At 73.1% G+C, this 26,406-nt stretch carries 25 protein-coding genes; 8 read left to right on the forward strand and 17 right to left on the reverse strand.

Features of this window, described 5'->3' with window-relative positions; genetic code table 11:
- Positions 1-150: 150 nt before the first annotated feature.
- A complete protein-coding gene (locus Q7L73_RS10740) occupies positions 151-2,064 on the reverse strand; it encodes a hypothetical protein (protein ID WP_304693171.1) in 1,914 nt (637 codons plus the stop codon).
- A 34-nt stretch (positions 2,065-2,098) separates the two neighbouring features.
- Positions 2,099-3,367, reverse strand: a complete 1,269-nt coding sequence (locus tag Q7L73_RS10745) for an HtaA domain-containing protein (RefSeq protein ID WP_304693169.1) — start codon at positions 3,365-3,367, stop codon at positions 2,099-2,101.
- A gap of 130 nt (positions 3,368-3,497) precedes the next feature.
- On the opposite strand from Q7L73_RS10745, the gene Q7L73_RS10750 reads away from it, so the two are divergent.
- Entirely contained in the window at positions 3,498-3,893 is a 396-nt protein-coding gene (locus Q7L73_RS10750; protein WP_370552435.1) for an acyl-CoA thioesterase, read from the forward strand.
- Here Q7L73_RS10750 and Q7L73_RS10755 read toward each other — a convergent pair.
- The 7 genes from Q7L73_RS10755 to Q7L73_RS10785 all read right to left on the reverse strand — a co-directional run bounded on the left by Q7L73_RS10755 (position 3,880) and on the right by Q7L73_RS10785 (position 10,017).
- Positions 3,880-4,158, reverse strand: a complete 279-nt coding sequence (locus Q7L73_RS10755) for a YciI family protein (protein WP_304715546.1) — start codon at positions 4,156-4,158, stop codon at positions 3,880-3,882. The genes Q7L73_RS10750 and Q7L73_RS10755 overlap by 14 nt on opposite strands.
- 88 nt (positions 4,159-4,246) lie before the next feature.
- Positions 4,247-4,483 (reverse strand): hypothetical protein, encoded by a 237-nt coding sequence (locus Q7L73_RS10760; protein WP_304693163.1) that lies wholly within the window; start codon positions 4,481-4,483, stop codon positions 4,247-4,249.
- A 332-nt stretch (positions 4,484-4,815) separates the two neighbouring features.
- Complete coding sequence (locus Q7L73_RS10765; protein ID WP_304693161.1) at positions 4,816-5,844, reverse strand: sulfate/molybdate ABC transporter ATP-binding protein; 1,029 nt, start codon at positions 5,842-5,844, stop codon at positions 4,816-4,818.
- A complete protein-coding gene (cysW, locus tag Q7L73_RS10770; protein WP_304693159.1) occupies positions 5,844-6,656 on the reverse strand; it encodes a sulfate ABC transporter permease subunit CysW in 813 nt (270 codons plus the stop codon). The genes Q7L73_RS10765 and cysW overlap by 1 nt, the downstream gene beginning before the upstream one ends.
- The gene (gene cysT, locus Q7L73_RS10775; protein ID WP_304693157.1) at positions 6,646-7,479 is read right to left on the reverse strand and encodes a sulfate ABC transporter permease subunit CysT; all 834 of its coding nucleotides are present in this window, start codon (positions 7,477-7,479) and stop codon (positions 6,646-6,648) included. Before cysT ends, cysW begins: the two co-directional genes overlap by 11 nt.
- Positions 7,476-8,516 (reverse strand): sulfate ABC transporter substrate-binding protein, encoded by a 1,041-nt coding sequence (locus Q7L73_RS10780; protein WP_304693155.1) that lies wholly within the window; start codon positions 8,514-8,516, stop codon positions 7,476-7,478. Before Q7L73_RS10780 ends, cysT begins: the two co-directional genes overlap by 4 nt.
- Before the next feature lie 238 nt (positions 8,517-8,754).
- Positions 8,755-10,017 carry a glycoside hydrolase family 3 N-terminal domain-containing protein gene (locus tag Q7L73_RS10785; protein ID WP_304693153.1) on the reverse strand — a complete coding sequence of 421 codons (1,263 nt, stop codon included), beginning with the start codon at positions 10,015-10,017 and terminating at the stop codon, positions 8,755-8,757.
- Between the two features lie 96 nt (positions 10,018-10,113).
- Here Q7L73_RS10785 and Q7L73_RS10790 point away from each other — a divergent pair, with 96 nt between their 5' ends.
- Both Q7L73_RS10790 and Q7L73_RS10795 read left to right on the forward strand, forming a co-directional pair.
- Complete coding sequence (locus tag Q7L73_RS10790; RefSeq protein WP_304693151.1) at positions 10,114-10,665, forward strand: universal stress protein; 552 nt, start codon at positions 10,114-10,116, stop codon at positions 10,663-10,665.
- Between the two features lie 289 nt (positions 10,666-10,954).
- Positions 10,955-12,139: an ATP-binding protein gene (locus Q7L73_RS10795; protein ID WP_304693149.1), complete on the forward strand. Its 1,185-nt coding sequence runs from the start codon at positions 10,955-10,957 to the stop codon at positions 12,137-12,139.
- A 7-nt stretch (positions 12,140-12,146) separates the two neighbouring features.
- Here the strand turns inward: Q7L73_RS10795 and Q7L73_RS10800 are convergent, their stop codons facing one another.
- Together Q7L73_RS10800 and Q7L73_RS10805 are read right to left on the reverse strand one after the other, a co-directional pair.
- Positions 12,147-13,079, reverse strand: coding sequence for a D-alanine--D-alanine ligase (locus Q7L73_RS10800; protein ID WP_304693147.1), 933 nt, complete (start codon positions 13,077-13,079; stop codon positions 12,147-12,149).
- Positions 13,080-13,081: 2 nt separating this feature from the next.
- On the reverse strand, positions 13,082-14,338 hold the full coding sequence (locus tag Q7L73_RS10805; protein ID WP_304693144.1) for a hypothetical protein: 1,257 nt from the start codon (positions 14,336-14,338) through the stop codon (positions 13,082-13,084).
- A 28-nt stretch (positions 14,339-14,366) separates the two neighbouring features.
- Between Q7L73_RS10805 and Q7L73_RS10810 the strand changes: the two genes are divergently transcribed.
- From Q7L73_RS10810 to Q7L73_RS10825, 4 genes are all read left to right on the forward strand, one after another.
- Positions 14,367-15,176, forward strand: coding sequence for an alpha/beta fold hydrolase (locus Q7L73_RS10810; protein ID WP_304693142.1), 810 nt, complete (start codon positions 14,367-14,369; stop codon positions 15,174-15,176).
- A complete protein-coding gene (locus Q7L73_RS10815) occupies positions 15,173-16,804 on the forward strand; it encodes a Mur ligase family protein (protein WP_304693140.1) in 1,632 nt (543 codons plus the stop codon). The genes Q7L73_RS10810 and Q7L73_RS10815 overlap by 4 nt, the downstream gene beginning before the upstream one ends.
- A 97-nt stretch (positions 16,805-16,901) precedes the next feature.
- A complete protein-coding gene (locus tag Q7L73_RS10820) occupies positions 16,902-17,942 on the forward strand; it encodes a mechanosensitive ion channel family protein (protein WP_304693138.1) in 1,041 nt (346 codons plus the stop codon).
- Between the two features lie 104 nt (positions 17,943-18,046).
- A complete protein-coding gene (locus Q7L73_RS10825) occupies positions 18,047-19,480 on the forward strand; it encodes an ATP-binding protein (protein ID WP_304693136.1) in 1,434 nt (477 codons plus the stop codon).
- Here the strand turns inward: Q7L73_RS10825 and Q7L73_RS10830 are convergent.
- The 5 genes from Q7L73_RS10830 to Q7L73_RS10850 all read right to left on the reverse strand — a co-directional run bounded on the left by Q7L73_RS10830 (position 19,477) and on the right by Q7L73_RS10850 (position 24,758).
- Positions 19,477-20,280, reverse strand: coding sequence for a hypothetical protein (locus tag Q7L73_RS10830; protein ID WP_304693134.1), 804 nt, complete (start codon positions 20,278-20,280; stop codon positions 19,477-19,479). The genes Q7L73_RS10825 and Q7L73_RS10830 overlap by 4 nt on opposite strands.
- Before the next feature lie 85 nt (positions 20,281-20,365).
- The gene (locus tag Q7L73_RS10835) at positions 20,366-21,784 is read right to left on the reverse strand and encodes an APC family permease (RefSeq protein ID WP_304693132.1); all 1,419 of its coding nucleotides are present in this window, start codon (positions 21,782-21,784) and stop codon (positions 20,366-20,368) included.
- Positions 21,785-21,820: 36 nt separating this feature from the next.
- Complete coding sequence (locus tag Q7L73_RS10840) at positions 21,821-22,954, reverse strand: hypothetical protein (RefSeq protein WP_304693130.1); 1,134 nt, start codon at positions 22,952-22,954, stop codon at positions 21,821-21,823.
- Positions 22,951-24,189 carry a hypothetical protein gene (locus Q7L73_RS10845; RefSeq protein WP_304693128.1) on the reverse strand — a complete coding sequence of 413 codons (1,239 nt, stop codon included), beginning with the start codon at positions 24,187-24,189 and terminating at the stop codon, positions 22,951-22,953. Before Q7L73_RS10845 ends, Q7L73_RS10840 begins: the two co-directional genes overlap by 4 nt.
- A complete protein-coding gene (locus tag Q7L73_RS10850) occupies positions 24,186-24,758 on the reverse strand; it encodes an RNA polymerase sigma factor (RefSeq protein WP_304693127.1) in 573 nt (190 codons plus the stop codon). Before Q7L73_RS10850 ends, Q7L73_RS10845 begins: the two co-directional genes overlap by 4 nt.
- A gap of 130 nt (positions 24,759-24,888) precedes the next feature.
- Here Q7L73_RS10850 and Q7L73_RS10855 point away from each other — a divergent pair, with 130 nt between their 5' ends.
- On the forward strand, positions 24,889-25,557 hold the full coding sequence (locus Q7L73_RS10855) for a hypothetical protein (RefSeq protein WP_304693126.1): 669 nt from the start codon (positions 24,889-24,891) through the stop codon (positions 25,555-25,557).
- A 57-nt stretch (positions 25,558-25,614) separates the two neighbouring features.
- Here the strand turns inward: Q7L73_RS10855 and Q7L73_RS10860 are convergent, their stop codons facing one another.
- Positions 25,615-26,394: a cyclase family protein gene (locus Q7L73_RS10860; RefSeq protein WP_304693125.1), complete on the reverse strand. Its 780-nt coding sequence runs from the start codon at positions 26,392-26,394 to the stop codon at positions 25,615-25,617.
- Positions 26,395-26,406 lie beyond the last annotated feature (12 nt).

Consider the following 26,406-nt stretch of genomic DNA (forward strand, 5'->3'; position numbering starts at 1 on the left):
CGGCGGGCGCTGCGGCGGCGGGCGCTGCGGCGGCGGGCGCTGCGGCGGCGGGCGCTGCGGCGGCGGCGAGGACGGCTGCCGCCGCGAGCGCGACGGCGCGAGCGGGAAGGCTGGGCATGGCCCAACCTACCCGCCCGTCACCGCGTGCGTCTAGCGCGTGGTCTTCTTCGCCGCGGCGTGCTTCTTCAGCGGCTGCTTCGGCGCGCGCGTCGCGAACGACGCGAGCGTCTTGCCCTGCGCGTTCAGCAGCCGCACGACCACGCGGCCGCGCGGCGTCGACTGCTTCGCCGGCAGCGTCAGCGCGACGCCGCGCTGGGCGAACGTGCGCGCCTTGCGACCGCTGCCGACGGTGACGCGCAGGCGCGTCCCCTTCGGCGCGTTGTTGACGCGCACGACCAGCCGCTGGCCGCGCCAGGTCAGCTGCAGCTTCGGCTTCGGCGTGGCGGCGACGCCTCTCGCCGTCTTGTCCGACCACTGCTCCACGCCCGGCTGCGCCGGGGCGGGCGCCGCCGGCTGGACCGGCGGCTGCGGCTGCGGCGCCGGCTGCGGCGTCGGATCGATCGGGGTCGGATCCGGGTCCGGGGCGGGCGCCGGGCGCTCGACCTCGTAGTCGGCCGCCTGGATCTGCGTCACGCCGGCGCTGTCGTTGATGTGCCAGACGACGCTCGTGGCGCCGTAGGCGTCGGCGGCGAGGCCGATCGTCCACGGCAGCTGGGTGCTGGCGGTGCCGCCGGGAGCGGACAGGTCGAGCGGGGCGCTCCAGCTCGTCGTGCCGGCCTCGCGGCGGGCGACGCGGACGATCTTCGCTCTCTTGGCCGACGTCTCGTAGCCGGCCCAGGCGACGGTCGCGGCGCCGTTGCCGCCGACCGTGACGTTGACCTTGCGCAACGTCGCGTTCGGGGTCTCGTCGGCGATCGTCGCGGGCGTGCTCCAGCTGCGCGTGCCGGCGGCGCGGGTCGCGACCTGGACGTGGTCGACGACGGCCGTCACGCCGGCCGCGTCGTCGCCGTTGTAGTCGGTCTTGAGGAAGGCGGCGGTGACGTTGCCGTCGCTGTCGATGCCGACGTTCGGATCCTGCGCGTTGACGGTTCTGTCGTTGGCCGAGATCTCCTCGGCCGTCGCACTCCAGCCGGCCGACGCCGACCAGCTGGCCGACAGCGCCTGGTAACGCGAGTAGCGCACGTTGTTCGTGCGTGACTGGAAGACGATCGTCGTCTCGCCGGTCGGGCCGACGACGACCTGCGGGTTGCCGTACGAGTAGCGCGTGCTGTCGCTGACCTGGTGGCGCGGGTCCCACGCGCCGCCGGTCGGCGCGACCGCGCCCCAGACGGTGTAGTTGTTCGTCGTCGTGTCGTAGTCGAGCCAGGTCAGGCCGAGCGTGCCGTCAGCGCCGCGCGCCAGCTTCGGCTCGTCGGCGTCGGGGCTGGCGGTGATCGCGTCGGGCGCGCTCCAGCCGCCGGCGGTCGTGTGCGCGACCTCGACGTGGGAGAGGCTGTCGGTCCCGTCGACGCGCGACCAGGCGGCGGTGACGGTGCCGTCGGGCGCGATCGTCAGCGACGGCGAGGAGGTCTCGTCGGCGGACGTCGTCAGCGGCGTCGCGGCGCTCCAGCCGGCGCCGGGGCGCTTGAGCGCGATGCGGCCGGCCCATCTGGTCGATCTGTCGGCGGCGCGCTGCGACCAGCCGGCCGCGACGGAGCCGTCGGCGCCGACGGCGACGCGGATGTCGGCGACGCTCTGGTCGGCGCCGAGCGAGATCGTCTGCGGCGCGCTCCAGGCGCCGCCGAGCGGGCGGCTCGACGCCTGCACGACGGTCGCGCCGAGCGCGTCGTCGCCGGAGCGGACCCAGACGGCGGTCGCGCTGCCGTCGAGCGCGCGCACGACGCGCGGGTCGTTGGCGTCCTTGTCGGCGGTCGTGAGCGTCGCGGCGGCCTGCCAGCCGGGGTCGGCGGCGAGCGCGGGAACGGCGGTCGCCGGCAGCGCGATCGCGGTCGCGGCGGTGGTCGCCAGCGCGAGCGCGAGCGGCGCGCGGCGGTTCCGCCGCGCGCGGGAGGTGGTGGTGATCATCTGAGAGGAGAGGGGTCGGTCTGTGGTGGGGAGGTCAGGCGGCGGCGACGGTCGCGCGGATCGTGATCCGCCCGAACGGCTCGCCGTCTCTGTAGGCGAGGAACGGCTCCGCGCCGGCCGCGGTCAGCAGCACCGGCACGTCGGTCCAGCTGACGGTGGCGTCGTCGCGCTGCGGGACGATCCCGCTGAGGTCGAGCGTCGCGAAGTCCATCCGTCTCGGAACGCCGTCGCCGTCGACGTCGCCGGGTGCGCCGGCGCCGGCGCTGCTCTTGTTCGTCAGCAGCACGTTGACGACGGCGCGCGAGCCGAGCTCGATGCGCGGAGCGCCGAGCGCGATCTCGATGCCGTGGTTGGGATAGAGGAAGGTGACGGTGCCGCCGTGGTCGATCCCCCAGCCGGCGGTCGCGTCGTAGCTGCCGCCGCTGACGGGGTAGACGTAGGCGCCGTCGGCCGTCTTGGTGACGCCGCCGGAGATCGCGACGCTGCCGCCGCCGGCGGCGAGGTAGCGCAGCCACGAGCCGCGGAAGCTCCAGGTCGCGTCGCCCGCGGTCACCTGCGAGGAGGCGAGGCCGGGGATCAGGACCGAGCCGGGATCGGGCGTCGGGAAGACGGGCGCCGGAGGCTCCGGCGCAGGCGTCTGGGGCACCGGCGCGGGGGCGGCCGGGGTGCTCGGCGCGGGGGCCGGGGCGCTCGGCGCGGGCGCGCTCGGGGTCGGCGCCGCGGCGGTGCGGAGCTGCAGTCTCAGCGTTCCGACGGTGCCGCGCGGCAGCCGCTTCAGCCGCAGCTGCGTCCGCAGCAGGCGCGCGCCGGCCGGCGTGATGCGCAGCTGCGCGCTGCGGGTCGCGAGCGTCGTCGTGGTCGCAGATGTGAGCGCCGACGGATCCGCGGCGGAGGCGGCGACGCGGGCGCTCGTCAGCGGCGAGCGCGAGAGCGTGAACAGCGCGATGCGTCCGCGGCCGACCCTGGCGGTCAGGCGCGGGGACGGGCCGAGCGTCAGCCGCAGCGCGGTCAGCCGCAGCGTGCGGCCGCCGGCGCGCAGCGCAAGGCCGGCCGAGGTCTTCTGTGCGACGGAGCCGCGTGCGCTCAGCGCGCCGCCGGCGACCGGCAGCGAGAGCGTCGTGCCGCGCCGGGTCGCGCCGCCGACGGCGACGAGGCGCACCTGCGCGCCCGTGGCCGCGCGCAGCCCGTCGAGCGCGAGCGTGGTGGTGCCGCCGGAGATCTCAGCGGCGGAGGCGGGAACGGCCGCCGCGCCGGCCGCGAGCGCGGTCGCGCCAACGGCGGCAACCCACCGAAAACTGCTCAAGGTCGATCAAGGTCGAACATATCTCCGACCGTACCACAGCAGTTAGGGAACCCTAATTCCGGGGTCGCCCGTGGTAAGTTGCCAGACCGTGTCCGGCCTCACCCGCAGCGACTTCCCGCACCGCCTCGAGATGCCCACCCGCTGGGCCGACAACGACGTCTACGGGCACGTCAACAACGTCGAGTACTACGCCTTCTTCGACACGATCATCAACACGTATCTGATCCGCTCCGGCGGGCTCGACATCCTCACCGGCCCGGTGATCGGCGTCTGCGCCGAGTCGTCGTGCAGATACCACAGCTCGCTCACGTTCCCGGAGCCGGTCGAGGGCGGGCTGCGCGTCGCCCACCTCGGCAGATCGAGCGTCCGCTACGAGATCGCGCTGTTCAAGCAGGGGATGGAGCATCCGGCCGCGACCGGCAGCTTCGTGCACGTCTTCGTCGACCGGGCGCAGCGGCGCCCGGCCGACATCCCCGCGCAGGTGCGGACCGCGCTGCGGCCGCTGCTGGTGCTCACAGAGGAGTGACGACCGTCCACGGCTCGACGCGGTGTCTCACGACGAGACCGGCGTCGACGTAGGGGTCGTCGGCGAGGTAGGCGTCGATCGCGCCGGCGTCGCGGAAGACCAGCAGCCCGCTGTCGACCGGATCGCCGACGGCGCCGGCCATCACGATCGCGCCCGACGCGTGGTGCTTGGCGATCGCGGCGAGGTGACCCGCGCGATGCGGGCCGCGCCGCTCGACGATGTCGGGGACGTACTCGTAGATGAGGAGCTGCAGCGTCTCGGGCATGGCGCGAACGGTACCGCCGCGGCGCGCCGCGGCGCCCGCCGCCGCCCGGTCGCGCGCGGCGCCCAGGTGCGCGCCGCCGCCGTGCCCGCTAGACCGCCGCCGCCAGCGCGCGATCGAGCCGGCGCGCGGTCAGCCTGCGCTCGGCCGCGATCTCGGCGAGGACGGACGCCGCCTGCTGCTCGCGGTCGAGCGCGGCCTGGTAGGCGAAGTAGGACGGCGCGAGGTCGTCGCCGCCGGCCTGCTCCCAGGCGCGCAGGGCGCGCGTCGCGTCCCCTGCTGCGAAGACCCACGCGTCCCACAGCTCCAGCTCGAGCTCGCGGTCCACGAATGCATACGAAGAATGTGCGTCAGTTCTCGGTGCGTTGATCGACATGACTGCCTCCTGTGCAACGTCTTCGGCAGCCACCCCTGATCGGTTGAGGTCTTTTCACCGTTCATTCCCACCACTTACCCAGCACGTGGCGCGACGGCCGTCGACCTGCGCGACCCGATGGGCGCCGTACGCGAGATCCGCCGCAGCGCGACCGCGTCCTGTTCGGCTCCAACTGGCCGATGATCGCCCCCCGCCGTCGCCCGCGCGCGGCTCGACGCGCTCGGCCTCGACGAGGAGACCGAGCGCCTCTACCTGCGCGACAACACCCGCCGCGTCTTCAGGCTCTAAGCGGCCCTGGGCGGCAGCGCCGCGTCGGCTGCCGGCGGGTCGGCCGGGGCGGCGGACGCCGGCGGCTCGGCCGGGGCCGGCAGCACGGTCGCGCCGGCGCTGCGGAGCCAGACGATGTCGCCCTGGTTCAGCTCCAGCTCGTCGGCCTCGGTGCGCGTCACCTGCGCGGTGACGGCCTCGCCGCTGGTCAGCATCAGCTCGACGCGGACCTCGAAGCCGAGGTGGATCACGCGCGAGACCATCGCCTCCAGCGCGCCCTCCTCGACTTCCGCCGCAAGCGCGATGTCGTGCGGCCGCACGAGCCGGTCGCCGAGCCGGCTGACCGGGCCGAGGAAGCCCATCACGAACGCGTTCGAGGGCGCGTCGTACAGCTCGCGCGGGTCGCCGAACTGCTCGATTCTGGCGTTGTCCATGACGGCGATGTGATCGGAGATCGACATCGCCTCCTCCTGGTCGTGCGTCACCAGCAGCGTCGTCACGTGGACCTCGTCGTGCAGCCGCCGCAGCCACTCGCGCAGCTCGGCGCGGACCTTCGCGTCGAGCGCGCCGAACGGCTCGTCCAGCAGCAGCACTCTCGGCTCGACCGCGAGCGCGCGCGCCAGCGCCATCCGCTGACGCTGGCCGCCCGACAGCTGGCTTGGGTAGCGCTTCGCGTAGCCGGCCAGGCCGACGACGCTCAGCAGCTCGTCGACGCGGTCGGCGACCTGCTGCTTGGGCTGCTTGCGGATCGTCAGACCGAAGGCGACGTTGTCGCGCACCGTCATGTGCTTGAAGGCGGCGTAGTGCTGGAAGACGAAGCCGATCTCGCGCTTCTGCGGCTGGACGTTGGTCGCGTCCTGGCCGTTGATCACGACGCGGCCGCTGTCGGCCGACTCGAGCCCGCCGATGATCCGCAGCAGCGTCGACTTGCCGCTGCCGGAGGGGCCGAGCAGCGCGGTCAGCGAGCCGTCCGGCACCTCGATCGAGACGTTGTCGAGCGCGGTGTAGTCGCCGAACTGCTTGCTGACGCCTTCGACGGCGATCATCAGTGCTCCTCCTCTTCGCGACGGGGCTTGATCATGGTCATCGCGAGCAGCGTCACCAGCGCTATGACGGCCAACAGCGCCGAGGCCGCGTAGGCGCCCGCGAGATCGAAGTTCGAGAAGCGCTTCTCGACCAGCAGCGTCAGCGTCTCCGTCTCACCGGAGATCTTGCCGCTGACGACGGAGACGGCGCCGAACTCGCCGATCGAGCGGGCGACCGACAGCACGACGCCGTAGGCGACGCCCCAGCGGATCGACGGCAGCGTGATGCGCCAGAACGACTGCCAGGCGTTGGCGCCGAGCGTCGCCGCCGCCTGCTCCTGCTCGTCGCCGACCTCCTTCAGCACCGGCGTCACCTCGCGCACGACGAACGGCAGCGAGACGAAGATCGTCGCCAGCACGATGCCGGGCGTCGAGAAGATCACCTGGATGCCGGCGTCGGCGAGCGATCTGCCGAACCAGCCGTTGAGGCCGTAGACGAGCACGAGCGCGAGGCCGATCACGACCGGCGAGATCGCGAACGGCAGGTCGATCAGCGCGTTCAGCAGCGTCTTGCCGCGGAATCTGCCGCGCGCCAGCTGCATCGCCATCACGATCCCGAAGATCGTGTTGAGCGGGACGGCGATCGCCGTCACCTCCAGCGTCAGCGTGAAGGCGGAGATCGCGGCCGGGGTCGTGATCGAGTCCCAGACGGCGCCGATCCCGTGCTCGAACGTGCGGTAGAAGATCACCGCGACCGGCACCAGCAGCAGCGCCGCGAGGTAGCCGAGGCCGATGACGCGCAGCGCGATCCGCCACGGACGGCTAACGGTCATGACGAGCCCCCCAGCGGCCGAGGCCGCGGATGCCGACGAGCACCAGCAGCGAGACGAGCAGCAGCACGGTCGAGGTCGCCGCGGCGCTGATCGGCGCGTCGGACTCGATCTGCTTGAAGATGTAGACGGAGCTGACCTGCGTTCTGAACGGGATGTTGCCCGAGATCAGGACGATCGAGCCGAACTCGCCGACCGCGCGGGCGAAGGCGAGCGCGGCGCCGGAGAGGATCGCCGGCACGAGGTTCGGCAGCACGATGCGGCGGAAGACGGTGCGGTTGTTGGCGCCGAGCGACAGCGCCGCCTGCTCCATCTCTCTGTCGAGCTCGATCAGCACCGGCTGGACGGCGCGGATCACGAACGGCAGCGTCACGAACAGCAGCGCCAGCAGGACGGCGAACTGGGTGTAGGCGACGTCGATGCCGAACGGGCTTCTGGGGCCGTAGAGCGTCAGCAGCGTGAGGCCGGCGACGATCGTCGGCAGCGCGAACGGCAGGTCGATGAGCGCGTTGACGATTCTCTTGCCGCGGAATCTGTCGCGCACGAGCACCCACGCGATCAGCGTCCCGAAGGCGGCGTTGACCGCCGCGGTCAGCAGCGAGACGAGCAGGGTGAAGCGCAGCGCCGAGACGGCCTGTCTGCTGGAGACGGCGTCCCAGAACGTGCTGAAGCCACCGTCGGTCGAGCGGACGACGACGGCGGCGAGGGGCAGCAGGACGATGATCGACAGCCACAGCGTGGCGACGCCCAGGCCCAGCATTCCAGTGGAACGCCAGGCCGGGCGCCGCCGCGAGGCGACGCGATCGCTGATCGCGGTCGTGCTCACTTCGCCGTCGACACTCCGGCTTCTTCCTCGATCTTCGCGATCGAGCCCTTCTCCACGTCGAACATCTCGTCGTTGACTCTCGACCAGCCGCCGAGGTCCTCGATCGTGAACAGCCCGGACGGGATCGGGAATCTGTCTCTGTTGGCGTCGAGCACCGTCTGGTTGACCGGGCGGTAGCCCCAGTCGGCGAAGCGCTCCTGCGCCGGCTCCGACAGCACGTAGTCGAGGAACGATCTCGCCTGCGCGGGCGCGTCTCTCGTCGTCGCGATGTCGATGTTGATCTTGATCGTGTCGTCGGGCGTGACGAAGTCGACGTCCTCGCCCTTCTTCTGCGCGGTCGTCGCCTCGTACTCGTAGGAGAGGAGCACGTCGGCGTCGCCGGAGACGAACGTCTGCAGCGCCTCGCGGCCCGATCTGTCCTGCACCTGGACGTGTCTCGTGATCAGCTCTCTGACGTAGTCGAGACCGGCCTGCGGGTCGCTGCCGCCTCTGGCCGCCTGGCCGTACGCGGCGAGGATGTTCCACTTCGCGGCGCCGGAGGTGAACGGGTTCGGCGTGAGCACCTTGACGCCGTCTCTCAGCAGGTCGGCCCAGGTTCTGATGCCCTTGGGGTTGCCTCTGCGGACGATGAAGGAGACGACCGAGGTCGTCACGAGGCCTCTGTTGTCGCCGCTGTTCCAGTCGGCGTTCACGAGGCCGGCGTCGACGAGGCGGGTCATGTCCGGCTCGGTCGAGAAGGTGACGACGTCGGCCTTCTGGCCGGCCTCGACGGCACGGCTCTGGTCGCCGGAGGCGCCATAGGAGGTCTTGAAGCCGACCCCTCTGCCTTCAGCCGTCTTGGCGAAGTCGGGAATGATCTCGTCGTAGACGACCTGGGGGGTCGAGTACGCCACGAGCGAGAGCTCGGTCTTCGCGTCACCGGAGCTGCCGGCCGAGTCGCCCCCGCCCTTCTCGTCCGACGAGCCACCGCAGCCGGCCACCACGAGGGCGACGAGCGTGGCGAGCAGCGTGAGGACGATCGGCGTGCGTGATTTCACAGGTTCCTCCCAGAAACGGTTGAAATCGGATAGGGATTTGCAGTATTGCAGAATCCGCACCATTCTGGTCGGCAAAACGATATTGATGTGCAATCGATGCGGTGGGGAAAGTTGAGATTTCACATCTGCCTGCCGATGGCAGCTAGAACTGGATTTGTGGACCGAATTTGTCGAGTTGGGTGACAACGGTCCGCGAGGTGACACTCGCAATGTCACACCTGCTTCTTGAGCGCTGAGTTCAGCGGCTGGAGAGGCGCTCGCGCAGGGCGAGCACGCGCACGGCCGACTCCGCGACACGGGCGCGGATCGCCGGGTCGGCCTTCGCGGCGGCGATCACGGCTCTGCGCGCGAGCGGGAACGAGCCGGGGCCCGTCAGCAGCAGCAGGTCGGCGCCAGCGCCGAGCGAGCGGACCGCGGCGGCGCCGACGTCACCGTCGCCGGGGGTCGCGGCGTCGACCGCCTCGGCCTCCAGCGAGTCGGTCATCACGACGCCGTCGAAGCCGAGCTGGTCGCGCAGCAGGCCGGTGACGATCGCGCGCGACTGCGAGGCGATCCGCTCGCCGTCGATGCGCGGGTAGCGGGCGTGGCCGACCATCACGATCCCGGCGCCGGCCTGCAGCGCGGCGCGGTAGGGGACGAGGTCGATCGCGTCGAGCTGTCTCGTCGTGCGGCCGATCGCGGCCGAGCCGAAGTCGGTGTTCTGCGTCGCGCCGCCGACGCCGGGGAAGTGCTTCGGCGTCGGCTCGATCCCGGCCGCCTTGTAGGCCGACACTGCCGCTCTGACCGAGGCCGCGACCGCGCTCGCACCGCCCGGGTAGGCGCGGCTGGCCATGAACGAGCCGGGCGTGCCGCCGGCGACGTCGGCGACCGGCCCGAGCGTGACGTTGACGCCGACCCGCTTCAGCGCCTGCGCGGTCGTGCGCGCGCTGGCGCGGGCGGCGTTCGCTGTCGGCTGGCCCGCCTGGCCGTGCTCGGGCGGGGCGAACTTCAGCGTGCGGATGTCGCCGCCCTCCTGGTCGAGCGAGACGATCGCGTCGCCGCCGCCGGCACGCTGGATCGCGCGCGTCATCCTGCGCACCGCGTCGGCCGACGGCGCGTTGCCGCCGAACAGGATCACGCCCGACGTTCTGCCGGCCCGCAGCGCGTCGGTCACGTAGCTCGGCGCGCTCGTGCCGGAGAAGGAGATGATCAGCAGCTGCCCGACCTGCCGCTCCAGCGACATCCGCCGCACGCGCGCGCCAATCGCGTCGGCCGACGCATCCCCACCGGCCGCCGTTCTGCCTGCCGCCTTCCCGCCAGGCGACCTCGTCGCGCCGGGCGCGGTGCCGGTGCCACGCCCCGCGGCCGGCCCGGTCGCCTGCGCCCGCGGCGCCGCCTCCCCGCCCCCGCTCGACGCCCCCACCGCGACGCCGACGACGAGCGCGAGCAGCGCGGCCGCCAGCAGCGCCAGCCGGCGCCGCCGGATCGCGGTCGGCCCATGGGTGGAACGGCGGCGCGGCATTCCCCAGGACCCTATGACGTTGCACAGAGAGATGCGGTTGAGGCGGGCGCGCGTCATCACGATCGCGCGGCGGCGGAGCGGGCACAATGTGGAGGCATGAGCGTCGAATCCGTGGACGACGAGCCGCAGCGGCCCGACGAGGAGGGCGCGCCGCCGCCTGGCGTCGGGGCCGCGCCGCGGCGGGAGCTGACGGAGATCTCGTCGCGCAACGTGCTGGTCGCGGTCGACGGGACGCCGGAGGCGTGGGACGCGGTCGGGCTGGGGGTGCAGATCGTGCGCGCCTCGCGCGGGCGGCTGACGCTGCTGACGGTCGTCGTGCCGCCGCCGGCGTGGACGCAGGTCGGCCTCTTCGCGCCGCCGGCCGACGGTGACGCCGAGCGCGCGGCCGTCGAGCGGCTGCGCGAGCTGGCCGACGCGATCCCCGACGACATCCCCGTCACGACCCAGCTGCTGCACGGCGACGCCGCCCACCTGATCGCCCAGCACGCCGAGCAGGGCAATCACGATCTCGTCGTGCTCGCCGCGCACGAGCACGGGCCGATCGGCGCCGCGATCGAGTCGGTCCAGCGGCGGCTGCTGAAGTGCACGCGCGTGCCGGTGCTGGCGATCCGCAGGCCGCACCCGGCCGACGAGCCCCGGCAGCAGTAGGTCGCGGCCCCTGGGCGCCGCGACCCCCGACCCCCACCCCCTGGACGCCAAAGTTTGGGGCCTCCGCTTTGGGGTCTCCTCGATGCGCGGACGCGGGCGGTCCCCGATGCTCCTGCTCATGGACCGACCGACGCCCCTGACAGTGACGCTCCAGGGAGAGCCCGCCGACCTCCGCTCCCGCACCGAGCTGGCCGCCCTCTTCGCGCGCACGACCGGCGGAAGTGGCCAGGAAGTCTAGATATATGTGGTTGTTATATGGAGGTTTGGCACATAAGATCAACACCTCCATATGGATGCCGCGACCAACCCCTATACGCCAGGTGCCGGCACCCAGCCGCGAGCGCTCTCCGGGCGTGAGCGAGAGCTGGACGGCTTCCGGGTTCTCCGCGCGCGCCTGACCCACGGCCTGCCGGAGCGCGGGATCGTGCTCTGCGGTCTGCGCGGGATGGGCAAGACGGTGCTGTTGCGGGAGATGGCTCGCGACGCGCGCGACGAGGGATGGCGCGTGTCCTTCGTCGAGATGCGCAGGGGGACCGACCTCCGTGACGCGCTCACGGCGGCAGTGCTGGAGCAGCTCGCCGGCCTCAGCATCCGCGAGCGCGCGCTCGGCGCCTTCTCGCGCACGATGGGATTGGTCCGCGCGCTGCGGGCGACGATCGCACCGGAGATCCAGATCGACGTCGACGCGACCGACCTGCTGACGGTCGGCCGCTCGCTCGAAGCCGACCTCGGCGAGCTGCTCGCGCGGCTGGGAGCGCTCGCCCGCGATCAGGGGATCGGCGTCGCCTTCGTGATCGACGAGCTGCAGGAGCTGGACGCCGAGGGCCTGGCCGCGTTGTGCGCGGCGATGCACCGCGTCGGTCAGGAGGAGCTGCCGATCGCGCTGGCTGCCGCCGGCCTGCCGAGCCTCCCCGGTCTGCTCGCGGAGGCGAAGTCGTATGCCGAGCGGCTGTTCGCCTACCCACAGGTCGGACTGCTGCCGGACGACGCCGCCCGCCGTGCGATCGTCGAGCCGCCGCGCAAGGTGCTCGGCGACGACGCGCCGGCGATCGACGACGATGCGGTCGAGCGGATGATCGCCTTCGCGGGCGGCTATCCGATGCTGCTGCAGGCCATCGGCAAACATGCCTGGAACCGCGCGACCGGCAACGCCATCGGCTTGGCCGACGTCGTCGCGGGCGAGCAGGACGCCTTCGACGACCTCTCTCGCGAGCTGTTCCTCGCCCGCTGGCAGCGCGCGACGCCGCGCGAGCGCGACTACCTGCTGGCGGTCGCCGGCGCGGGCGGCTCATGCAGCTCGGCGGAGGCGGCGCGCACGGCGAACTTCGGCCCGACGACCGCCGCCAGCGTCCAGCGCAACACGTTGATCGCGAAAGGCCTGCTGTGGGCTCCTGAGCGCGGCCGTGTGGCGTTCACGATGCCGCTGTTCGAACGCTTCGTGCTCGCACGCCACGAGCACGAGCCTGCGCACTGAAGCCCTCTCAGCCGCCGACGACCCGGGCGCTGATGCGCTCGATCAGCTGCGGGAAGGAGAGGCCGGCGTGCTCGGCGGCGAGCGGGGTCGGGCCGGTCTCGGTCAGGCCGGGGATCGTGTTGATCTCCAGCACCCACGGGGTCTCGTCTTCGAGGCGGATGTCGACGCGGGCGAAGTCGCGGCAGCCGGCGGCGCGGTAGGCGTCGGCGGCGACCGCTCTGACGCGCGCGTCGACGGCGTCGGAGAGGCCGGCAAGACGGACCTCGGAGGAGCCGATCTCGTAGTGGGCCTGGAACGAGTAGTACTCGTCGGCCATCACGATCTCGACCGGCGGCAGCGGCTCGGGCGCGTCGGCGGGCCCGAGCACGGTCACGGCCAGCTCGCGGCCGGGCACGAACCGCTCCAGCAGGACGCGGTCGTCGTAGCTCATCGCGCCGAGCACGGCGCCGCCGAGCTGGGCCCGCTCCTGCACCACGCTGAGGCCGAACGAGGAGCCCTGTCGCGCCGGCTTGACGACCATCCGGCCGTCGAACTGCTGCCACAGCGCGTCGAGCGTCTTGCCGGCGCCGTAGTCGGCGAACGCCTGCTTCGTGAACGAGTGCCACTGCGGCGTCGCCACGCCGCGCAGCTCGCAGAGGCTCTTGAAGGTGTGCTTGTCGAGGCAGATCGCGGAGGCGAGCGCGTCGGAGCCGGTGTACGGCACCTGCAGGATCTCCAGCAGGTCCTGGACCGTGCCGTCCTCGCCGCCGACGCCGTGCAGGGCGATGAAGACGAAGTCCGGCTGCGCCCGCTGGACGACGTCGACGAAGTCGGCCCCGACGTCGACCACGTCGACCGCGTGGCCGAGCGTCCGCAGCGCCTTCGCCGCCTGCTGGCCCGAGCGGGTGCTGACCTCGCGCTCCAGCGAGCGGCCCCCGTAGGCGACGAGCGCGCGCGCCATCGCTACGCCGCCGACTTCGCGTGGCGGTCGATCAGCGCGGAGGCGAAGCTGCGGGTCGTCGAGCGCTCCTCGCGCGCCTCCGCCAGGCCGATCGCGAGCAGCTCGTCGAGCAGGTCGGGGAAGGCCAGCCCGCGCGGCTCGAACAGATAGAAGGCGAACGAGCCCGGGACCGTGTTCGGCTCGTTGACGCAGATCCGCTCCGGTCTGCCGTCCTGCGCGGGCAGCACGAAGAAGTCGTAGCGGACGACGCCCGCGACGCGCAGCGCGCGGTGGGCCTTCTCGGCCTCCGCGCGGACCCGCTCGCGCAGCCCCGGGTCGACGTCGGCGGGGATGATGCGGTCGGCCGAGGCCATCCCGGCGCCGGACTCGCCGGAGCCGCCGGCCTTGCCGCCCCCGCCCTTCGCGCCACCGCCCTTGGCTCCGCCGGAGCCGTCCTTGCCGCCGCCGGCCGACAGGTACTTGTCCTCGAACGTGAGCCCGGCCTCGCTGCCGAGCGGCCGCTCGACCTCGGAGACGCGCAGCTCGCCGCCGGGGCGGCCGAGGACGGCGCAGTTCAGCTCCGTCGCGCCGGTCGCGAACGGCTCGACGATCGCCTGGCGGTCCAGCTCGAAGGCCAGCTCCAGCGCCTCCTCGACCTCGGCCGCGCTCTCGCAGCGGGCGACGCCGATCGAGGAGCCGAGCGTCGCCGGCTTGACGACGACCGGCGGCGGGAAGTCGCTCGCGACGATCGCCAGCACGCCGGCGCGGTCCTGCTCCCAGGCGCCGCGCTCGATGCGGCGGTGCGGCAGCACCTCGAGGCCGCCGGCCTGCAGCACCGTCTTGGCGAGGTGCTTGTCCATCCCGACCGCGAACGCCGCGACGCCGCGGCCGGCGTGCGGGACGCCGGCCAGCTCGAGCGCGCCGAGCAGCGCGCCGTCCTCGCCGCCGGTGCCGTGGATCGCGTTCAGCACGACCGAGATCGGCAGCGCCTTGTCGCCCCGCAGGCGCGAGGTCGAGGGCTCGAAGAAGGGGCCGTCGGCGGCGCCGAGGCGCAGCTCCAGCGGTCGCGCGCCGCGCGGTGGCGACTGCGTGAAGGCGCTCACGTCGCGCAGCTCCTCGCCGGTCCACCAGCGGCCGTCCTTGCCGACGTAGAGCGGGATCACCGTGTGGCGCTCGGCCAGCACGGCCATCGCCTGCTGCGCGGTGATGATCGAGACGTCGTGCTCGACCGACGGGCCGCCGAAGACGACGCCGACGGTCTGTCCGGAGGGGAGAGGCATGGGGCGGAAGGGTATCGTTCGCCCCTCCGTGAACGCGACCGCCGACACCACCACGCTCACCGTCGACGGCCTCCGCGTCCGTCTCCTGCACGTCAGACCCGCCGGGATCGAGAACCCCGCGAAGGTGCTCGTGCTGCACGGCTGGGGCGCGTCGGTCGACGCCGTCGGCTCGATCGTCGCAGGCCTGCGCGACACGGTCGAGCTGGTCGCCTTCGACCTGCCGGGGATGGGCGAGTCGCAGATGGTCCCGGCCGCGTGGGGCAACCGCGACTACGCCGCCTTCACGATCAGGCTCGCCGACGCCGTCGGCTTCGACCGCTTCGCGCTCGTCGGCCACTCGCGCGGCGCCGCCGTCTCGCTCGTGCTCGCCTCCGACCCGGCCACCAGCGGCCGCGTCGAGCGGATGGTGCTGACCGGCGCCGCCGGCATCAAGCCGAGACGGCCGGCCTCCTACTACATGAAGGTCGGCTCGGCGAAGGCCGGCCGCGTGATCGGCGCCGTCGGCGGCAAGCCGGGCAAGAGCCTGCAGCAGAAGATCCGCGGCAAGGCCGCCTCGGCCGACTGGCTGGCGGCCCCCGAGGAGCTGCGCGGGACGCTGCGCAACGTGCTCGCCGACGATCTCTCGCCGCTGCTGCCGCAGGTCGACGCCCCGACGCTGCTGATCTGGGGTCCCGACGACGACTCCACCCCGCTCTGGATGGGCGAGCAGATGGAGCGCGAGATCCCCGGCGCGGCGCTGATCGTGCTGAGAAGCGGCGGCCACTTCGCGTACGCCGAGCGGGCCGGCGAGTTCAACGTGATCGCCTCCCATTTCCTGACGCAGGGAGGCAGACGATGACCGTCCTCACGAGCGTGCTGATCGCGGTCGCGGCGCTCGTCGCGCTCGGCACCGCCTCGCACATGCTGCTGCACGTCTTCCAGCAGGAGCATTACGAGGCGCGCCGGCTCTACCTGTGGGTCAGCCAGGCGTATGGGGTGCGGTTGGCGCTGCCGGAGGCGGGCCTGCTGTTCGTCGGCGCGCTCGCGTCGGCGCTCGCGGGCGGCTCTGAGCCGGCGCTCGGCGTGATCCTCGCGATCGTGCTGGTGGCGCTGACGGCCCGCTACGCGCAGCGGGTCTGGACGCGCGAGCAGATCAAGCCGCTCGTCTTCACGCCGCGCGCCAGACGGCTGTTCGGCCTCCAGCTCGCGCTCGGCGCGCTGCTGCTGGCGATCGTCGTCGCGCTCGGCGGCAGCGGCGAGTTCGCCCCCGCCGCCACCGGCGCCGTCGGCGCGCTGCTGCTGCTGCTCGCGCCGTGGCTGCTGGGCGGCGTCGTCAACCGGCTGCTGAGACCGGTGCAGCAGGCCGACAACCGCCGCTTCGTGCGCAGAGCCGAGCAGCGGCTGCGCGAGGTCAGACCGCTCGTCGTCGGCATCACCGGCTCCTACGGCAAGACGACGACGAAGGCGTGCGTGGCGGCGGTGCTCGACCTGCTCGGCCCGTCGTATCCGACGCCGGCGTCGTTCAACTCGCAGCTCGGCGTCGTGCGCGCGATCAACGAGGGACTGCAGCCGACGCACCAGTCGTTCGTCGTCGAGATGGGCGCCTATCGCCGCGGCGACGTGCAGGACCTCTGCGACCTCGTCCACCCGCGCGCCGGCGTGCTGACGGCGATCGGCCCGGCCCACCTGGAGCGGTTCGGCTCGCTCGACGTGACCGAGCAGGCGAAGGGCGAGCTGGCCGACGCGATCCCCGCCGAGGGCCTCTTCGTCACGCGCGCCGACGACGAGCGCTGCCTGCGCGTCGCGCGCACCCGCGCCGCCGGCCGCGTGCTGCTGTTCGCGCCCGCGCCGCATCCCGAGGCCGACCTGTGGGCCGAGGGGATCCGCCTGCAGGACGGCCGCTCGATCTTCACCGTCGTCGTCAGAGCCGGCGTCGCCGGGGACGACGAGCAGCGCGCCGAGGTGCGCGCGAGACTGCTCGGCGAGCACAACGTCGCCAACCTGCTGGCGGCCGCCGCCGTCGGGCTCGGCGAGGGGCTGGCGCTGGCCGACGTCGCGCGCGCGCTCGGCAAGGTCCCGCCGCCCGACCACCGGCTCGCGCCGATCGTCAACAGAGCAGCCGGCGTCGTCGTGATCGACGACTCCTACAACGCCAACCCGGAGGGCGCCGCCGCCGCGCTCGGCGTGCTGCGCGACCATCCCGCGACGCGCCGCCTGCTGGTGACGCCGGGGATGGTCGAGCTGGGCGAGCGCGAGCGCGAGGAGAACCGCCGCCTCGGCGAGCTGGCCGCCGCCGTCGCCGACGTCGCCGTGCTGATCGGCCCGCGCGGCGAGGACGTGCGCGCCGGGATGCTCGCCGCCGGCGCGCGTGAGGAGCAGCTGCACCACTTCCCCGACGGGCCGAGCGCGCACGCGAAGGTCGCCGAGCTGACGCGCGCCGGCGACGTCGTGCTGTTCGAGAACGACCTGCCCGACGTCTACGCCTAGCGAGCGCGTCGCGGCCGGCGCTGGCACGCCGGCGCTCGACCGCGTGGCCGGCGCGGGTCGACGGCCGGGCGGCCGACCTTGCTACGGTCGGTGACCCGTGCTCGTGCTCGCAGACGTCTCCCCCGAGCGTCTCAGATCGGTGTGCGGAGACGATCCGGGCCGTATCTGCCGGACGCTTCTCGACGCCACCGACAACCGGACGCTCGCAGAGGTCGGCGATTGGCTGGTCGGTCCGCCGCTGCGGATCCTGCTGATCCTCGTCCTCGCGATGATCGTGAACCGGATCGCCCGCCGGGCGGTCAAGCGGACCCTGCGCGGGATCGCCTCCGGCGGTGTGCGCGAGCGCCTCGGCGCGCTCGGCCGGCGAACCCCGATCCCGCTGCTGGAGCAGGAGACGCAGGAGCTGAGCATCCGCGCCGAGCAGCGCGCCAGCGCGCTCTCCGGCGTGCTGCGCAGCATCGTCTCGTTCGTGATCTTCGCGATCGCCGGCTTCATGATCCTCGACGAGCTGGGCGTCAACCTCGCGCCGCTGCTGGCCGGCGCCGGCGTCGTCGGTCTCGCGATCGGCTTCGGCTCCCAGGCGCTCGTCAGGGACTTCCTCTCCGGCATGTTCATCCTGATCGAGGACCAGTTCGGCGTCGGTGACGTCGTCGACCTCGACGGCGTCACGAGCGGCACGGTCGAGGCGATCTCGCTGCGCACGACGCAGCTGCGCTCGGTCGAGGGAACCGTCTGGCACGTGCCCAACGGCGAGATCCGCCGCGTCGGCAACATGTCGAAGCACTGGTCGCGCGCCGTGCTCGACATAGACGTCGCCTACGGGACCGACATCGACCACGCGCGCGGCGTGATCAAGCAGGTCGCCGACGAGGTCTGGAGAGCGTCCGACGTGGTGCTGGAAGAGCCCGAGGTGCAGGGCGTCGAGAGACTCGGCGCCTCCGGCGTGACGATCCGCCTGCTGGTCAAGACGACGCCGTCGCAGCAGTGGGAGACGAGCCGTGTCCTGCGCGAGCGGATCAAGCTCGCCTTCGACGCCGCCGGCATCGAGATCCCCTTCCCGCAGCAGACCGTCTGGTACCGCAGCGAGACCCCGGCGGCTGGCGCCGCCGACGGCAACGGCGACGCCGCCGCCGGCTGAGCGCGCGCCGCGGGCGCGTCGGGCGCACGACGCGCCTGATTCGACGCGGCTGTTCGCGATAATATGGTTACAACCATAATGTTTGTACTACTATTATTGCGAACATGGCCCGGCGCTTCTTCAACCGCGACGAGGAGCTGGCCGCGCTCGACCGGCGCTGGGCGTCGGACCGCGGCGAGTTCCTGATCGTCTACGGTCGCCGGCGCGTCGGCAAGAGCCGCCTCATCACGCACTGGGGCGAGCAGCGCCGCCACCTCTACATAGAGGCGACCGCGGGCAGCGAGAGCGACCAGCTCGCCGACGTCAGCATCGAGCTGGCGCGCGTCACCGGCCGCTCGCTCCACGCCGAGCAGCCGCTGACGAGCTGGCGCGCCGTCTTCGCCGCCTTCGACGAGCTGCTCGACGACGGCCCGATCGCGATCACGCTCGACGAGTTCCAGTTCGTCGCGCGCGGCAACCAGGAGATCGGCTCGCTGATCAACCGCTTCGTCAGCAGACACCAGGACGATCCGCGGCTGCTGCTGGTCATCTCCGGCAGCGACGTCTCCTTCTTCGAGCGCGAGCTGCTCGGCTATGCCGCCGTCACCTACGGCCGCCGCACCGGCTCGCTTCACCTGCGCCCGTTCGGCTGCTTCGAGATCGCCCCGTTCGTGCCCGACTGGTCCGTCGCCGACCAGATCCGCGCCTGGGCGGTCTGGGGCGGGATGCCGTTCTACCTCGCCGAGATCGACCCGGCGCTCGACCTCGGCGAGAACATCCTCCGCACGATCCTCGCGCCGGACGCGCTGCTGCGCAACGAGCCCGCGTTCCTGTTCGCGCAGGAGTCGCGCATCCGCGAGCGCGACGGGTACATCTCCGCGCTGCGGGCGATCGCGAGCGGGCAGACGCGGCTGGTCGAGATCGCCGAGCGGGTCCAGCGCTCCCCGACCGACACCCGCGGCTTCCTCGAGACGCTGGAGCAGATGAACCTCGTCGAGCGGCAGCGACCGGTCGGAAGACGGGTCGGCAAGAAGGTCTCGTACGCGATCACCGACCCGTTCCTGCGCTTCTGGTTCCGCTTCGTCGCCCCCTTCGAGAGCCGCCTCTACAGCGAGGAGGCCGCCCGCCGGCACCTGCGCGAGACGATCCTGCCCGCGCTCGACCAGTTCGTCTCGCGCGACGCGTTCGAGGAGGTCTGCCAGCGCTGGGCGCTGGAGCACGTGCCGGGCGCGACCGAGGTCGGGCGCTGGTGGGGCTCCAAGCGCGTGCGCACGCCCGAGGGCCTGCGCAACCGCCAGTACGAGGCCGACGTCGCCGCGCTCGACCCCGACGGACGGCTCGTCGCGCTCGGCTCGTGCAAGTGGAGCGACGGCGACCACGACGCCGGCGAGCTGGACAAGCTCGAGACCGTCGCGACGCTGATGGGCGCCGACACGGCCCCGCCGCTGTACTTCTTCGACCGCAGCGGCTTCTCGCCGCGGCTGCGCGAGCTCGCGCGCGAGCGCGACGACGTGCGGCTCGTCACGACCGCCGAGCTCGCGACCGGCTCCGGCGGCTAGTTCCCGACGCGGACGCCTCTCAGCGTGTAGACGATCGTCTGGCCGCGGCAGCCGGCGAAGCGGCCGCGGCGCGTGAGCTCGAACTCGACGGTCGTCTCCCCCTGGATCCGGTTGGCGCGGGTGGCGACCGTGTCGCCGATCCACTCGTCGCCGGCGACCCAGAACATCTGCTGCAGACCGACGTGGTAGCCGCCCGGAACCTCCTGTCCGGTGCGGGTGTAACAGGCAGCAGAACCTGCGTTGACGTTGTCGACGTACATGTCGCGCCACATCGCCGTGTCGTAGCGCTCGCCGCGGCCGGTGACGATGGTGTTGCAGGCGTAGTAGTCGCACTTCGGCCGCATCCGCCAGCGCACGCGGATCTTCGGGAGGTTGACCTTGCGCGGCGTCATCTGAACTCTCCAGAGGCCGTCGACGCGCGTGCCCTCCGTGGCGCCGAACTTCGCGCTGCGCGGAACCGAGATCGCGCCCCAGGTGGCGGAGCCGTCGCAATCGGGCGTGCGCCACGCGAAGGAGATGTCGAAGACGCCGGTGGCGCGCGGTGCGCGGACCTTCACCGACTCCTCCTCGCCGGCGGTCAGCGGGTAGGTGACGCCGTCGACCGTCACGGTGAAGTCGTCGACCTGCTGGGGCCGTTTGATCCCGTAGCCGATCGTGAACGGCTGGCCGGCCTTCACCTGGCCGTTGACGACGAGGCGGTTGATCCAGTCGCCGGGGCACTCGCGCGCGCTCGCCGTCGGCGCGAGCAGCGCCAGCAGCGCCGCGGTCGCGACCGTCAAGCCGACAGACCATCTGAACATCGCCCGATCCCCTTTGTCGTCACGTCGCCGCTGTCGCGGGCGAGGTTACGGCATGCGAGCGTTCACGCGCCTGGCTCGGCTCCCCCTAGTCCGGCGTCTCGACCTTCTCCAGCCGGCTCGTGTCCATCTCGACCGGCCCGGTCGCGAGCCGGCTGACGGCGTAGAGGACGACGCCGAGCGCCATCAGGCCGCCGGCGAACGGGAACGACGAGCCCGGCTGCTGCGTCAGCAGCACCGCGCAGATGACGGCGCCGACGACGGGGATGAAGCTCGGCGCTCTGAAGTGGTCGTGCTCGACCGGGTCTCTGCGCAGCATCAGCACCGAGACGTTGACGAGGATGAAGACGCACAGCAGCAGTGTCACGGTCGTGTCGGCGAGCTTCTCGAGCGTGCCGATCGCGATCAGCAGCATGCACAGCGCGGTCGTGAAGACGATCGCCGCCAGCGGCGTGCGACGGCCCGCGTGGACGCCGCCGAAGAAGCGCGGCACGATCCCCTCACGGCTCATCCCGTAGACGAGCCGCGAGGCCATGATCATGTTGATCAGCGCGCCGTTGGCGACCGCGAACAGCGCGATCAGCGCGAACACCTTCGTGTCGATGTGGAGCGGGCCGCCCTTCGCGACCTCAAGCAGCGGGCCGGAGGAGCCGGCAAGCAGGTCGGTCGGGACCGCCATCGAGGCGAGCACGGTGACGGCCAGGTAGATCACGCCGGCGACGAGCAGGCCGCCGAACAGCGCGCGCGGGTAGTCGCGCTGCGGTCTCTCGGTCTCCTCCGCGACGTTGACCGAGTCCTCGAAGCCGATCAGCGCGTAGAAGGCGAGCGCGGCGCCGGCGAGGATCGCGATCGGGACCGACTCGCCGCTCTTGAACTCGAACGCGCGGCCGGGGTCGCCCTCGCCGTTGAAGACGGTCGCGGCGGCGATCACGGCGATCAGCACGAGGCCGCACAGCTCGATCGTCGTGAGGACGATGTTGAGCTTGACCGACTCCGAGATGCCGCGGAAGTTGATCAGCGCGACGACGACGATGAAGACGAGCGCCGCCGTCACCGTCGGCACCGAGACGAACTGCTCGAGGTAGTCGCCGCCGAACGCGGTCGACAGCGTCGCCGCCGAGGTGATGCCGGAGCACATCACCGCGAAGGCGACGAGGAAGGTCACGAACGGCGCTCTGAACGCCTTGTTGACGTAGAGCGCGGCGCCGGCCGCACGCGGGTACTTGGTGACCAGCTCGGCATAGGCGAACGCGGTCAGGAAGGCGAGCACGAGCGCGACCCCGAACGAGGCCCAGATCGCCCCGCCGACACGCCCGCCGACCTCGCCGACGAGCGCGTAGATGCCCGCGCCGAGCACGTCGCCGACGACGAAGAAGAGCAGCATGTTGCGGCCGATCGCCTTCTTCAGCGGGGTCCGCTCGGCCTGTCCGGCCTCCATCCCCGCAGTGCCGCCGGCATGCATCGGCCGGCCGCCGCCGGGCTGCAGCGTTCTCCTGATCGCTCCCATGCCGGGACGCTACCCCCGATTCCGGGGGCGCATCCGTCAGGAGCGGAAGACCGGCACGCGCTGCTCGCGCGTCGTGCCGTCGCGCATCCGCGCCCGCAGCACGACGTCGCCGGTCGTGAAGACGCCGTCCCACAGCGCCGCGACCAGGTGGTCGCGCGGCGAGGGCGTCAACGTGCGTACGTCGCGCGGGCTGAGGACCGTGACGGAGACGACGTCCGGATGCGCCTCGGCGACGAGCATCGTGCGGCCGTCGGCGAGTCGCAGGGCGCGCGTGCGCGCGGGCTCGCCGCTGCTGAGCCAGGCCGAGGCGGAGCTGCTCGCAAAGGCGCGCAAGGGCCGCTGCGGCGTCGGGTCGCCCTCCCCCAGGTTGTTCGCGCACGCGGCGCCGCCCCAGTTGAGCGCCGACAGCGTGTCGAGCCGTTCGTCGACGATGCCGGCGCGGCCGCCGACGAGCGGCGCGAACGAGTGGATGCAGCCGCGCGGCCCCTGGCCCTCGCTCGGGAAGCCCCACGGCAGGCCGCCAGCCGGGTCCGCGACGCGGTACTCCGCTCTCGCCGCCCGCTCCTGCGCGCGGCTGCCCACCTTCAGCATCGCTCTGTCGCCGGCGTACGGGCCGCTCCAGTGGATCGTCTGCAGCGCCTGCGGCTCGCCGCCGGCCGGCGGGTCGCTGATGCGCGTCGTGTAGCTGTCCGGCGCCGCCCACGGCGTCGGCGCGTTCGGCGGGCCGCACTCCTCCGGGGCGGCGTCGCTGACCGGGCTGACAGGCCGGAAGCGGTTGCGGCCGTCGATCCAGCCGAGCTGCCCGCGCCAGCGGCGCAGCAGCTGCGCGCAGACGTTGACGGGACGCAGCAGCACTCTCCCGTTCGGCTCGCGCCACGTCATCCGCAGACGCGTCACGCGCAGCACCCAGCCGGGGCCGCCGTCGGGGTCGGCGGCGCGCGCGACGACCCGCGACCGGCCGACCGCTTTCGCGCCGCGCCGTGGCTGCGCGGGCCGCAGCGCCGGAGCGGTCAGCGGACGGCTCGTCGTCCCACGCGCCGGCGCGGCGGCGGCGTGGCCGTGGGCGCCGCGTGCCTGCGGCTCCTCCAGCAGTCGCAGCGCGACCGCGCCGGCGACAGCCAGCAGCACGCCGCAGAGCCCGCCGAGCAGCAGCAGCCGTCCCGTTCTCATCTCGCCCATCTCCCCTCGATCAGACCGTAGTCGCCGCGGCCCTCACGGACGCTGCCGTCCATCAGCGTCACCCGCACCGTCAGCGACGCAGGGTCGACCGACGGCGCCAGGATCACGAGGAAGACGTGACGCGGCGTCAGCGACGCACGCCGGCGCAGGCCGCCCGGCCCGAGCACCTCGATCCGCGCGACGTCTTCGGCGAAGCCGCCCCAGACGGCCGTCCGCGGCGGATGGTCGCCCCAGTTGCCGCCGCCGCGCATCCGTTCGCGCCGGTCGACGGAGCCGGGCTCGACGCGGCGGACGGCGTAGTAGGCGCCGCTCGCCGGCATCCCGCGCCGAGTCCGCCCGCAGGCGGCCGGGCTCGTCGGCGCCGACGGCAGATAGGGGTTGTACTGCCGCGCCGGCCGGGCCTGCCGGAAGACGACGCAGCGGTCGCGATCGGCCGAGTACGCCTGAGCGGAGACGTCGACCCGCCAGGCGCCGCCGCCCGCCGGATCGGGCACGATCGCGCGGCCGACACCGAGATCGTGGCGCTCGACGGAGCCGTCGGCGAACGCCAGCTCCACGCGCAGCGCGTTGTCCTCCGGGTAGCCGCGCAGCGCCGCGACGAACGTTCCGCCGGGGCCGAGCGGCAGCGTTCTGCGGCCTCCGTCGGTCACGAGCGTGACGCTGCGCAGCTCGCTGCCGCCGACGCCGTTGACGACCGTCCGCACCTCGCCAGGAACCCGCGCCGAGAAGATCCGCGCGCCCAGCAGCGAGGCGTGGGGACCGGCGACGCGCTCGCCGCAGGAGTCGGCGATCCGCTCGTCGTAGGTGCGGAAGCGGCCGTCGAGGCCGATCAGTCCGAATCTGCCGTCGACGAGCTGGCCGGTCGTGGTGCAGAGCAGGCCGGTCGAGCTGCGTGAGAGCCGCAGCGTCCACGGCGGGCGGCCGGCGACCGGGTCGGCCGCGCGCAGCGGGCTGATCTGGCCGCTGCCGGCGGCCGGCGTCTGCTCGCGCGGCACGTCGCGCGCGGCCGGCGCCTGGATCACGGCGGCGCGCAGGACGGCGAAGGTCGCACCTGCGGTCGCGACGCCGACGAAGGCGAACAGCAGCAGCGCCAGCCCACCGCCGCGCAGGCCGAAGCGCTGGCGCAGGCGCGCGACGCGCGCGGCGCGGGTGGCGTCGCGGCGGCGGGCCGCGGCGGCGACGAGGTCGTGCTCCAGCCCGTCGATGAAGTCGAAGCCGTCGCTCATCGTCCCTCCCGCTCCTGCAGCCGTGCCCGCACCGTCGACAGCCCGCGGCTGACGCGCTGGCGCACGACCGTCTGGGAGACCTTCAGCTCGTCGGCGATCTCCGCGTAGGAGCGCTCGTCGACGATCCGCGCCAGCACCGCCTCGCGCTGCTCCGGCGGCAGGTCGGCGACGAGCCCGGCGGGGTCGCCGCTGCGTGCCTCCGCGATCTCCTCGATCCGCTCAAGGTCGCGATCGGTCAGCTCCCGCGCCGGCAGCCCGAGCCGCCGCCGCGCGCGCTGCTCGACCTGTCCGCGCCGGAAGCTGTCGACCAGCAGCCCGCCGGCGAGCATGAACAGCCAGGCGCGCGCCGGGCCGCGCTGCGGGTCGAACTGCGCGTGGCGCTCGAGCGCGCGGGCGAAGGTCTCGGCGCAGAGGTCGGCGGCCAGCTCCGCGCGGCCGGTGCGGCGGTGCAGGTAGGCGAGCAGCGCCTCGACGTGGCGGCGGTAGAAGAGGCCGAACGCCTCCGGCCGCTCGCCGCAGTCGCGCAGCAGCTCGGCGTCGCTCGCCGCCGTTGTCTCCAGTCGCCCCACACCCCCTCTACGCGCAGCGTCTCACGTTTGTGACGCGCAGCCGCTCGCAGCGCTCCGCGGCGCCCGCGATGTCCGCGCGCTGCTGGCTGCGGTTTCGCCGCGCGCGCCGTCGGCAAAGCGACGCTGTGAGATGACCTCCTCCAGCACCGAGCACCTGCCGCCCCACGCCGGCGGCCCCGGCACCTCCAGCTTCGCCCGCCCGCGTGACGCGCGCGTGCTGGAGCACACCCGCGAGGCGGCCGCCGACGCGCTCGCCGGCCGCACCGTCTGGTGCCTCTCCGCGCTCGCCTCGGGCGCGGTCGCGGCGGAGACGGTCGACGTCTGCCTCTGCGCGCCGGAAGCGGACGGGATCGCGACGCGCCGCCTCCATCTCGACGCGCCCGCGGTCGCCGCGCCCGGGTCGCTCGACCTGGCCGCGCTCGACGCGCTGCTGGGCGGCGAGATCGCGCCTGGCGACGTCGTCGTGATGCACGATCGCGTCGCTGCGCTGCTGGTCGAGTCGGTCCGCGCGCGCGGCGCGCACGCGCTCTGGCAGCTGCAGCTCGGCGAGCGGCCGGACGCGCTCCCGCGCGGGCTCGACGCCTGCGTCGCGCATGCCCCGGCGCCGGCCAGCGGCAGCGCCGACCGGCTCGCGGCCGTGCTGCCGGCGCCCGGCCACCTGGCCGTGATGGAGGTCGAGTGCGGCCGCTACGGCGCCGGCCTCGGCTGGCGCGCGCTGCTGGCCGGCGTCGTCGGCGAGGATCGCGACGAGGCGGTCGGCGGAACGCTGCGGGCGCGCCCGCACGTCCCGCCGCGCTGAGCGCGCACCGCATCCGGCCGGGCGCGGCGCGGGCGCCCTCCCGCGCGCCGGACGCCCTTACGCCGGCACGATCGCCAGCACGCGCGTCGGGCTGCCGGTGCCGTCGACCAGCTTCAGCGGTGCGACGACGAGCAGCGCGCCGGTCGGCGGCAGCTCGCCGAGGTTGGCGAGCTGGGTGAGGCCGTAGACGCCCGCGCCGAGCAGGAAGTGGTGGGCCGGGAAGGGCGGCTCGAAGCCGCCGGCCGCGCCCGCGTCGGTGCCGACCGTCTCGACGCCGAAGCCGGCGATGCTGCGCTCGCTCGCGAGCCACAGCGCCAGCGCCGCGTCGGGGCCGGGCGTGACCGGACCCTCGGGGCCGGCGTTGAGGAACGTCTCGGAGTCCTGTGCGCGCGACTCCCAGCCGGAGCGGAACAGCAGCCAGGCGCCGTCCGGCACGCGGCCGTGCTCGGCCTCCCACGCAAGCAGGTCGTCGACCGTCAGCAGGTAGCCGGGGTCGTTCGCGACCTCCGCGCTCTTGTCGATCACGACCGCCGGGCCGACCAGCTTCGACGGCGGCACCGAGGCGACGTCCTCGCCGTCTCTGCCGGAGACCCAGTGGATCGGCGCGTCGAAGTGGGTGCCGGTGTGCTCGCCGATCTCCAGCACTGACCACGCCCACATCGGGCCTCTGTCGTCGTAGTGGCTCAGCTCGCGGCGGGTGAGCTGCGGCGTGTTCTCGAACGGCGGCGGCAGCTGGATCACCGGCGTCCGCTCACTCAGCGGCTGCGTCAGGTCGACGACGGTCGCGGAGGCGTTGGCGAGCGCGGCGAGCAGCGCGGTGACGGGCGTGTCGGACATGCTCTCTCCTGG

Origin of the sequence: Conexibacter sp. CPCC 205762 (genome assembly GCF_030646155.1) — a bacterium.
Lineage (GTDB): Bacteria > Actinomycetota > Thermoleophilia > Solirubrobacterales > Solirubrobacteraceae > Conexibacter.

What these genes read in the sequence shown, in the direction of transcription:
- Q7L73_RS10740 (WP_304693171.1), bottom strand. Translation starts at nt 2,064, where the DNA reads ATGATCACCACCACCTCCCGCGCGCGGCGGAACCGCCGCGCGCCGCTC.
- Q7L73_RS10750 (WP_370552435.1), top strand. Translation starts at nt 3,498, where the DNA reads ATGCCCACCCGCTGGGCCGACAACGACGTCTACGGGCACGTCAACAAC.
- Q7L73_RS10755 (WP_304715546.1), bottom strand. Translation starts at nt 4,158, where the DNA reads ATGCCCGAGACGCTGCAGCTCCTCATCTACGAGTACGTCCCCGACATC.
- Q7L73_RS10765 (WP_304693161.1), bottom strand. Translation starts at nt 5,844, where the DNA reads ATGATCGCCGTCGAAGGCGTCAGCAAGCAGTTCGGCGACTACACCGCG.
- cysW (WP_304693159.1), bottom strand. Translation starts at nt 6,656, where the DNA reads ATGACCGTTAGCCGTCCGTGGCGGATCGCGCTGCGCGTCATCGGCCTC.
- Q7L73_RS10785 (WP_304693153.1), bottom strand. Translation starts at nt 10,017, where the DNA reads ATGCCGCGCCGCCGTTCCACCCATGGGCCGACCGCGATCCGGCGGCGC.
- Q7L73_RS10790 (WP_304693151.1), top strand. Translation starts at nt 10,114, where the DNA reads ATGAGCGTCGAATCCGTGGACGACGAGCCGCAGCGGCCCGACGAGGAG.
- Q7L73_RS10795 (WP_304693149.1), top strand. Translation starts at nt 10,955, where the DNA reads ATGGATGCCGCGACCAACCCCTATACGCCAGGTGCCGGCACCCAGCCG.
- Q7L73_RS10800 (WP_304693147.1), bottom strand. Translation starts at nt 13,079, where the DNA reads ATGGCGCGCGCGCTCGTCGCCTACGGGGGCCGCTCGCTGGAGCGCGAG.
- Q7L73_RS10805 (WP_304693144.1), bottom strand. Translation starts at nt 14,338, where the DNA reads ATGCCTCTCCCCTCCGGACAGACCGTCGGCGTCGTCTTCGGCGGCCCG.
- Q7L73_RS10815 (WP_304693140.1), top strand. Translation starts at nt 15,173, where the DNA reads ATGACCGTCCTCACGAGCGTGCTGATCGCGGTCGCGGCGCTCGTCGCG.
- Q7L73_RS10825 (WP_304693136.1), top strand. Translation starts at nt 18,047, where the DNA reads ATGGCCCGGCGCTTCTTCAACCGCGACGAGGAGCTGGCCGCGCTCGAC.
- Q7L73_RS10830 (WP_304693134.1), bottom strand. Translation starts at nt 20,280, where the DNA reads ATGTTCAGATGGTCTGTCGGCTTGACGGTCGCGACCGCGGCGCTGCTG.
- Q7L73_RS10835 (WP_304693132.1), bottom strand. Translation starts at nt 21,784, where the DNA reads ATGGGAGCGATCAGGAGAACGCTGCAGCCCGGCGGCGGCCGGCCGATG.
- Q7L73_RS10840 (WP_304693130.1), bottom strand. Translation starts at nt 22,954, where the DNA reads ATGAGAACGGGACGGCTGCTGCTGCTCGGCGGGCTCTGCGGCGTGCTG.
- Q7L73_RS10845 (WP_304693128.1), bottom strand. Translation starts at nt 24,189, where the DNA reads ATGAGCGACGGCTTCGACTTCATCGACGGGCTGGAGCACGACCTCGTC.
- Q7L73_RS10855 (WP_304693126.1), top strand. Translation starts at nt 24,889, where the DNA reads ATGACCTCCTCCAGCACCGAGCACCTGCCGCCCCACGCCGGCGGCCCC.
- Q7L73_RS10860 (WP_304693125.1), bottom strand. Translation starts at nt 26,394, where the DNA reads ATGTCCGACACGCCCGTCACCGCGCTGCTCGCCGCGCTCGCCAACGCC.